The organism is Antricoccus suffuscus, from assembly GCF_003003235.1.
Taxonomy (GTDB): domain Bacteria; phylum Actinomycetota; class Actinomycetes; order Mycobacteriales; family Antricoccaceae; genus Antricoccus; species Antricoccus suffuscus.
In genome coordinates this window covers 1-6,862 of the sequence record NZ_PVUE01000037.1, presented here as the reverse complement: position 1 = coordinate 6,862, position 6,862 = coordinate 1, and the positions used below count along the sequence as shown (strand labels likewise).

The 6,862-nt window shown below is 63.5% G+C and carries 3 protein-coding genes and 1 rRNA gene; 2 read left to right on the top strand and 2 right to left on the bottom strand.

Translation table 11 applies throughout. The annotated features are described in order from the left end of the window. Window positions 1–85: ribosomal RNA gene (gene rrf / locus CLV47_RS21710) — 5S ribosomal RNA — on the top strand; the annotation flags it as partial. Window positions 86–148: 63 nt separating this feature from the next. On the opposite strand, the gene CLV47_RS21705 is transcribed toward rrf, so the two are convergent. Both CLV47_RS21705 and gdhA read right to left on the bottom strand, forming a co-directional pair. Beyond that, a complete protein-coding gene (locus tag CLV47_RS21705; RefSeq protein WP_202862743.1) occupies window positions 149–3,121 on the bottom strand; it encodes a helix-turn-helix transcriptional regulator in 2,973 nt (990 codons plus the stop codon). Window positions 3,122–3,610: 489 nt separating this feature from the next. After that, complete coding sequence (gdhA, locus tag CLV47_RS21700; protein WP_106351220.1) at window positions 3,611–4,972, bottom strand: NADP-specific glutamate dehydrogenase; 1,362 nt, start codon at window positions 4,970–4,972, stop codon at window positions 3,611–3,613. 573 nt (window positions 4,973–5,545) lie between these two features. On the opposite strand from gdhA, the gene CLV47_RS21695 reads away from it, so the two are divergent. Beyond that, window positions 5,546–6,862, top strand: a 1,317-nt coding sequence (locus CLV47_RS21695; RefSeq protein ID WP_106351222.1) for a cytochrome c oxidase subunit I, incomplete at its 3' end; no start/stop codon positions are given.

The window sequence follows — 6,862 nt, the reverse complement described above, 5'->3', positions numbered from 1 at the left end:
TTCCATTCCGAACCCGGTAGCTAAGCCTTTCAGCGCCGATGGTACTGCATGGGTGACTGTGTGGGAGAGTAGGACGCCGCCGGACATAATTTCCCAATAGGGGCCACCGCAAGGTGGCCCCTATTGCTATTTCTGGTGCTTTTACTGCCTAGAGGTAACCGCGTTGGCGGGCGATAGCGGCGGCCTCGGTGCGGCTAGCAGCCCCGAGTTTGGCCAGGATCTTCGACACATGCACGCTGGCCGTCTTATCGCTGATGAACAGTTCCTTGCCGATCTGCCGGTTGGTCCGTCCCTTCGCAAGCAGCGACAGGACATCGTGTTCGCGGGCGGTCAAGAGCGAGTCGCGGGTGTCTGCCGCGCCGGCGGAGCGCAGCCGCGCCCGTCTGGCGATCGCATCGAGCGCACTGACCAGCGGCCGCGCGTTGAGTCGCTGAGCGGTTTCGCGCGCAGATTTGATGTGCTGGTCGGCCTCGTGACGCTCACCGGCCGCGATCAGCGCCTCGGCCAGCCGCCACTCGCAGCGCGCCCGCTCGTAGACATCGCCATAGTCGAACGACTCTAGGGCGTGCCGCCAGGAAGAGACGGAGTCGACGGCGTCGAGTCGGGAGTACTCAGCGTCCGCGCGCGCGACCCATGCACGCGCCTCGGGCCCGACCGCGTAGGCGCCATCGAGGTGGGGCGAGGAGGCACCGCTCAGATGATGTCGCATTGTCTGGCGTGCCGATTCGATCAGTTTGTCTGCTGTCGCTCGCCATCGCTTCATGCCCGCGGCGTTGTCCATGATCCGCTCGCGCTCGAACTGGTCGGCCGCGGCGGTTAACGCCAGTGCCGACAGTCGTACGCCGACCAAGTAATTAGGGCGCAGTACGACGTCGAGCACGGCCTTGATGCGCTCGTACCACTCGATGGCCGCTACCGCGTCCGCCGCCCACGTTGCCTGGTCGATCGCCGCCGGGCCGGCATTGATGGCTGCGTCAATCGACCATAGAACCGTGCGCGCATTGGGGGACTGTGCCTGCTGGAGGAGTTCGGCGGGGGTCGTGCTGAAGATCCTCGCGAGCTCATCGTCGATGCTGACCCCACGAGCGACGTCGACCTGAAGGCCGAGTGCGCGCACGTGCAACGGCTGGTCTCGCTCGGCGCACATCGCGTCCCAGTCGCCAGAGACGTGTTGGGCAAGCGACTGGATAAGCAGCATCTGGGTGGGGTAGGGGCTCGCCGACATGCCAGTCTCGTGTGCCCGGACGATACCGGCTGCGGTCCACAGAAGTGCCGATTCCATGTCGCCGCCTTCGTAACGCCCAATGGCGAGGTTGAAGATCGTGCGCAGCTCGACGGCGACGTTGCCCGAACGGCGGGCCAGCTCGAGGGCGTAAGTGAGTTGGGCGAGCCCGTCATCGGTGTCACGGCCAACCGGAGCGAGGCACAGTAGCGACACGATGAGATCCGACTGCGCGTCGAGGATCCCGAGTGACTCGGCCGCCCTTAGGCCCTCCTGTCCGGCCTTCAGCGCCTCTTGCTCGGCGCCGACATAATGTGCGGTCAACACGTGCGTCGCGGCGGCCCATACCCGAGTCGCGCTCGGCGGTGTTGCCGGGATGAGCTCAAGCGCGGCCTTGCTCTGCTCGTACGCCGCTTGGTCGCGGTCAACCTGAACGAGGTTCTTCGCCAGCGTGTAACGGATCTGGGCGGTGAGGTCGGCGTCGGTCGCCGCTGTAGCCTTGTCGAGCGCGGCCCGTGTCAACGCGACCGCACGGTTGGCGTCGCCGCATTCGGTCGCGGCGTTGGAGGCTCTCAGCAGTACGACGATGTCGCTGTGCCCGACGCGCGCCTCGGCGTCGGGGACCGCGGACCAAATCTCCAGGACCGTCTCGAGATGATGCAGCACCTCTCCAGGCGCCCCAACGTGGGCGGCGTGGTCGGCCGCCTCCAGTGACGCGGTGAGGGCATCCGGCAAGTCATGACTAGCAAGGTAGTGATGCGCGCGGGCGGCAGCCGATCGAGCTGGATCGGCATCGGCGCTCAGTAGTTCGGCGTACACAGCATGGACTCGCGCGCGTTCGCCTGGCAGCAGGTCGCCGTACGACGCCTCCTGCAAAAGCGCATGGCGGAAAGTGTAGGCCTGCCCGTCGCCTGCGGGTTCAAGGATGTAGTTGCCAATCGCATCGCGAAGTCCCGCGTCCAGCTGGTCAGTCGGCAGGGATACCGCGTCGCGTAACAACGAGTGTTCGACGCGTCGGCCCGCGACCGATGCGACTCGGATGACCTGCTGGCCCTCGGGAGTGAGCTGTTCGAACCGGGTGACCAACAAGTCGGCCAGAGCGCTTGGAAGTCCGTTGTGTATGGACGCGTCGTCGGGGCGCTCGAGGGCAGCGGCCAGCAGTTCCTCTGCGTAGAAAGGATTCCCCTCCGACTGTTGGACGATGCGGCGTACGACTGGCGCGGGCATCGTGTGTGGCTGCAGTGCCCGGATCAGCCGGCTAACGCTTGGGTCGGGCAGCGGATCGAGCTGCATACGTTCGACGGCGGGCAGCCGGACCAGCTCGCCTAGTGTCGCGCGCAGCGGGTGCCGGCGGTGCAGGTCATCTGAGCGGTACGACGCAACAACCGCGATGTGTTCGTCTCGGATGCGGCTCAGCAGGAATCGCAGCAACTCGCGGGTCGACTGGTCCGCCCAGTGCAAGTCTTCGATGACGAGCAGTAGCGGCCGCTTGCGGGAGATCGCAGCGCACAGCGCGATGACCGCGTCAAACAGCTGTAGCCGGCTGGTCTGGTCCAGACCCGGTCCGCCGCCCCTCAGTAGTCGGCGAACGACCTGGTGCTCGGCGAAGACGTCGTCGTGGTCGCCGCTGTCTGCCAACGAGTTGAGTAGGTCGCTGAAGGGGAGGTAGGGCATGCCCACTTCTCCCACATCCATGCAGTAGCCGTATGCCACGACAAACTCATGGTTACGGGCCTTCTCGGTGACCTCGCGCAGCACGCGGGTCTTGCCGACGCCGGCGTCGCCGGCCAGCAGCACCGCCGTGGCCTCGCCGGCAGCCGCACGTTCGAGCGCGGACATGAGCCTGGCCACCTCGGTAGCGCGGCCCACGATCGGTATGTCAGAACCCCATCTCGGCACGTCCACCATCGTGACACGTCCAGGTGACACTTCTCGAGGCACGCCGCGCTCGTGGATCCTGCGGCCGGGGTAGCTAACGCAGGATCCACGAGTAGCTTGGCACGACGTACAGCGCCGTGCGTACCGTCGAACTGGGAATGTTCAGACTCGGCCGCGTGGCGGGAGCGGGCTCGCCCGAGCGGCGTCGCCCGCTGCGACGCCGCAGCCTGGACCACCTGCCGCGTGAACGAGCGACCTGGGACCGGCGGTACGCCGACTCCTGCGCCAATGACTCTGTTTGCATCGGGATCATGATGATGTCCTTCCTTCCTCTTCGGACGACCTTCACGTTCGTCGTAAGAGGGGCATGGAGCATCAGGCAAACGCCGTATTCGCCGGCGGGAGTTGTTCGGGATGACTAAGACAGTCACCGCAGCGGGTACGAAATCGGCGCTTCGGGCACGAAAGGTCGTGCCCGAAGCGCCGTCTCGGTGCGCTGAACGTCAGTGGCTAGATCAGCCCGTGTGCCAGCATCGCGTCGGCGACCTTGACGAAACCGGCGATGTTGGCGCCGAGGACATAGTCGCCCGGAGCGCCGTACTCCTGCGCGGTCTCGAAGCAGGTGGCGTGGATGTCGACCATGATCGACTTGAGCCGGTTTTCCGAGTGCTCGAAGGTCCACGAATCGCGCGAGGCATTCTGCTGCATCTCAAGCGCCGAGGTGGCCACACCGCCAGCGTTGGCGGCCTTACCGGGGGCGAAGGCGACCTTGGCGTCTTGGAAGACGTGCACCGCAGCCGGCGTACAGGGCATGTTGGCCCCTTCTGCGACGGCGACACAACCGTTCTGCACCAGGGTCGTCGCGGCAGTCTCGTCCAGCTCGTTCTGGGTCGCGCTGGGCAGCGCGACATCGCACGGCACATCCCAGATCGAGCCGTCGGCCACATAGCGGGCGCGCTTCTGGCTCTCGACATACTCGGAGATTCGTCCGCGACGAACCTCTTTGATGTCCTTGACCAGGTCGAGGTTAAGGCCACGCTCGTCAACGACATAGCCGTTGGAGTCCGACATGCTAACCACGCGTCCGCCGAGTTCGATGACTTTTTCGGCCGCGTAGATCGCGACGTTGCCCGAACCGGAGATCGTCACGGCCTTGCCGTCGAAGGACTCGCCCGTGGTGGCGAGCATTTCCTCGGTGAAGAAGACCGAGCCGTAACCGGTGGCCTCGGTGCGGACGCGCGCGCCACCCCAGGTCAGTCCTTTGCCGGTGAGTACGCCGGACTCGTAGCGGTTAGTGATGCGCTTGTACTGACCGAACAGGTAGCCGATCTCGCGGCCACCGACACCGATATCACCGGCCGGTACGTCGGTGTATTCACCGAGGTGGCGGTAGAGCTCGGTCATGAAGGACTGGCAGAACCGCATGATCTCGTGGTCGGAGCGACCCTTGGGATCGAAATCGGATCCGCCCTTGCCGCCGCCGATGGGCATGCCGGTGAGCGCGTTTTTGAAGATCTGCTCGAACCCGAGGAACTTGACGATGCCGAGGTAGACCGACGGGTGGAAACGCAAACCGCCCTTATATGGGCCAAGCGCCGAGTTGAACTCGACCCGAAAGCCGCGGTTGATCTTGATCTGACCCTGGTCGGTCATCCACGGAACGCGGAAGATGATCTGCCGCTCGGGCTCGCAGACCCGCTCGATAATGCACGCCTCGGCGTACTCAGGATGTTTGTCCAGGACCGGACCGAGACTGGAGATGACCTCTCGGACAGCCTGATGGAACTCAGTCTCGCCCTGGTTGCGTGATACAACCTGTTCGTAAATTCGCTCGACCGCTTCGTTTCCGGTCGCGTCAAGTTTGGTCGCCATGCGGCACACCTTTCGTTCGTGTGGCTGATCGTCGAACCGTGCCGGACATCAGCCATGTTGCTGATACCGCAGCTCGCGCTCGGGCAAGACAGCGTTTGTCACGTCAACCGGGAGTCGCATTTGTGCCTGCGCTTCGCTACACGTTGCGCAGTCCCGTCCCAACCGTTTATCGGTTTGACGCCCACCGGCGTACCGGCGTTTTCTGAACCGTAGGTAAATTCTGCCCGATGGTCGAGGTCACAACTGCACCGAGGTCACTAAATGGGCAATTCGCGACATATCTGCCGCCGCCCGGAGCAAATGCGAGATCGGTATTGGACGCACACGGCCCGGCGTGGGAACGCGAGGGAAACCGATGATTCGACTTACCGTAGAGGGGTGGAGCCGCAGTTTGTGGGTGGTTTGTCCGCCAAATCGTGCCCCGCCTTTCGGGCTCGTAGTGAGGGCACTATCCTTTCGAGAGATGATGTGAACTCCGCACCTAGAGTTGGCGTCTTCTTTGTTTGTGTAAGAAGTCAGAAACACCAGAACGACTCGGCGTGATCCACGCCGACTCCAATGGTCTTCAGGAGGATGACTGTGACCATCGCGCCTGCACCGGTCGTGGCTACGCCGACCCCACCGCGGGTTACTAAAAAGGGCTCGATGTTCGGGAAGGTCCTTCGCACTACCGACCACAAGGTCATCGGGACGATGTATCTCGTCACGGCGTTCTCCTTCTTCCTCATCGGCGGCTTGATGGCGATGATGATGCGCGCCGAGCTAGCCCGCCCCGGCTACCAGTACCTGTCGCCGGAGCAGTACAACCAGCTGTTCACCATGCACGGCACGATCATGCTGCTGATGTTCGCGACGCCACTGTTCTTCGCATTCGGCAACCTCGTGCTGCCCTTACAGATCGGCGCACCAGACGTCGCCTTCCCGCGGCTCAACGCGTTCTCGTTCTGGTTGTTCCTGCTCGGCTCGCTGACCAACGTCTCGGGCTTCCTGACCCCGGGCGGCGCCCCTGACTTCGGCTGGTTTGCGTACACGCCACTGTCCAACGCCGTGAACACCCCCGGGGTTGGAGCGGATCTGTGGATCATCGGCCTAGGTATTTCGGGTCTCGGCACGATCCTCGGCGCGGTCAACTTCATCACCACCATCGTGTGCATGCGCGCACCCGGCATGACGATGTTCCGGATGCCGATCTTCACCTGGAACGCGCTGATTACCGCGATCTTGATCTTGTTTGCCTTCCCGATCCTCACCGCGGCGCTGTTGGTGCTGCTGGCCGACCGGCAACTCGGGGCGCAGGTGTTCGAGGCCGAAAATGGCGGGTCGATCCTGTGGCAGCACCTGTTCTGGTTCTTCGGGCATCCGGAGGTCTATATCGTCGCCTTGCCCTTCTTCGGCATAGTCTCGGAAATTTTCCCGGTATTCAGCCGCAAGCCGCTATTCGGTTACAAGGGCCTCATCTTCGCCACGGTCTCCATCGCGGTCCTGTCCGTGACGGTGTGGGCGCACCACATGTTCGCCACCGGCGCGGTGCTGCTGCCGTTCTTCTCCTTCATGACGTTCTTGATCGCCGTACCGACCGGACTGAAGTTCTTTACCTGGATCGGCACGATGTGGCGAGGGCAGTTGACCTTCGAAACCCCGATGATGTTCAGCATCGGGTTCATCATCACGTTCTTGTTCGGTGGGCTGACCGGCGTCATGCTCGCGTCGCCGCCGATCGACTTCCACGTCTCGGACACCTACTTCGTGGTCGCGCACTTCCATTACGTCCTCTACGGCACGATCGCGTTCGCATCGTTCGCCGGCGTGTATTTCTGGTTCCCGAAGTTCACCGGCCGGTTCATGAACGAGAAGCTCGGCAAGCTGCACTTCTGGCTGACCTTCATCGGT

Bases quoted from the DNA above. Each gene is read 5' to 3' on its own strand.
- gdhA (WP_106351220.1), bottom strand. From the start codon at position 4,972: ATGGCGACCAAACTTGACGCGACCGGAAACGAAGCGGTCGAGCGAATT.